Raw genomic sequence first — 1,583 nt, 5'->3', positions numbered from 1 at the left:
GCTGAGGCGCTCGATCCGCCAGCCGCCGCCGGGGCGGGCGACGTAACGGAGCCGGTCGTGCAGCCGGTTGGTGCGGCCCTGCCAGAACTCCACGCTCCGCGGCGCGACGCGGAACCCGCCCCAGTGCGGCGGCACCGGCACCTGCTCGTCGGCCGGATAGCGGGCGTCCAGGTCGGCGAAGGCCTGGTCCAGCTCCTCGCGTGAGCCGATCACCGTGGACTGCTCACTGGCCCAGGCGCCCAGCTGGGAGCCGTGCGGCCGGGTGCGGAAGTAGGCGGCCGTCTCGTCCCGCCCGGTGCGGGTGGCGACACCGGTCACGATCACCTGCCGGGCCAGCGGGTACCACGGGAACAGCAGCGAGACGTGCGGGTTCTCGGTCAGCTCGCGCCCCTTGCGGGAGCCGTAGTTGGTGTAGAAGACGAACCCGTGGTCGTCGACGTGCTTGAGCAGCACCGTGCGGGAGCTGGGGCGGCCCTCCGCGTCGGCCGTGGAGACCACCATCGCGTTGGGCTCGAACACCGCGGGGTTCTCCGTCGCGTCCCGGAACCAGCGGCCGAACTGCTCCACCGGCGTGCCGGCGAGCTGGGACCGGACCAGCCCTTCCGCCTGGTACTGCCTGCGCATCGCGGCCGGGTCGGGCACGGGGGCGAGAACGGTGTCGTCGGACCTGTCGAGGGCGGCTTCTCGGTCGTTCACGCGATCATCTTGCCGTATGCGCAGGTGCGTTCGGTCGCGGTCCGGTGAAGCGGGGGGAACGGTACGGAGAAGTCCGCGGCAGCGCGCCCGGGACCCGTTGGTGGCACTCAGTGCCGCGCCTCTCCCCAAAAGTGGCACTCCTGGATACGATCCGGGGCACGGGGCAGACCTTCAACCGTCGAGGAGCCGCACATGTCCGACTTCGTTCCCGGGCTCGAAGGAGTCGTCGCGTTCGAGACGGAGATCGCCGAACCGGACAAGGAGGGCGGCGCCCTGCGCTACCGGGGCGTCGACATCGAGGACCTGGTGGGCAAGGTCACCTACGGTCACGTCTGGGGTCTGCTGGTCGACGGTTCGTTCAACCCGGGCCTGCCGCCCGCCGAGCCCTTCCCCATCCCGGTCCACTCCGGCGACGTCCGCGTCGACGTGCAGGCGGCCCTGGCGATGCTCGCCCCGGTGTGGGGGCTGAAGCCGCTGCTGGACATCTCCGTGGAACAGGCCCGTGACGACCTCGCCCGGGCCGCCGTCATGGCGCTCTCCTACGTCGCCCAGTCGGCGCGCGGCCAGGGCGTGCCGATGGTGCCGCAGAAGGAGATCGACAAGGCGAACTCCATCGCCGAGCGGTTCATGATCCGCTGGCGCGGCGAGCCCGACCCCAAGCACGTCGCCGCCGTGGACGCCTACTGGACCTCGGCCGCCGAGCACGGCATGAACGCCTCCACCTTCACCGCCCGCGTCATCGCCTCCACCGGCGCGGACGTGGCCGCGGCGCTCTCCGGCGCGGTCGGCGCGATGTCCGGCCCGCTGCACGGCGGCGCGCCCTCGCGGGTGCTGGGCATGATCGAGGAGATCGAGCGCACCGGGGACGCGGATGCCTACGTGCGGGG

Annotated in this window: 2 protein-coding genes; one reads left to right on the top strand and one right to left on the bottom strand. The window is 72.2% G+C overall.

The window, feature by feature from the left end; genetic code table 11:
- The coding region (pdxH, locus tag HW445_RS30355) for a pyridoxamine 5'-phosphate oxidase (protein ID WP_374939724.1) at window positions 1–714 on the bottom strand (714 nt) is incomplete at its 3' end.
- 174 nt (window positions 715–888) lie between these two features.
- Between pdxH and HW445_RS30350 the strand changes: the two genes are divergently transcribed.
- Window positions 889–1,583: citrate synthase 2 (locus HW445_RS30350; protein WP_180224011.1), on the top strand; the 695-nt coding region annotated here is incomplete at its 3' end.

It is taken from the genome of Streptomyces sp. UH6, assembly GCF_013421635.1.
Lineage (GTDB): Bacteria > Actinomycetota > Actinomycetes > Streptomycetales > Streptomycetaceae > Streptomyces > Streptomyces abyssomicinicus.
Note: the sequence above shows the minus strand (reverse complement) of the source record. Positions and strands in the feature narration are given on the sequence as shown.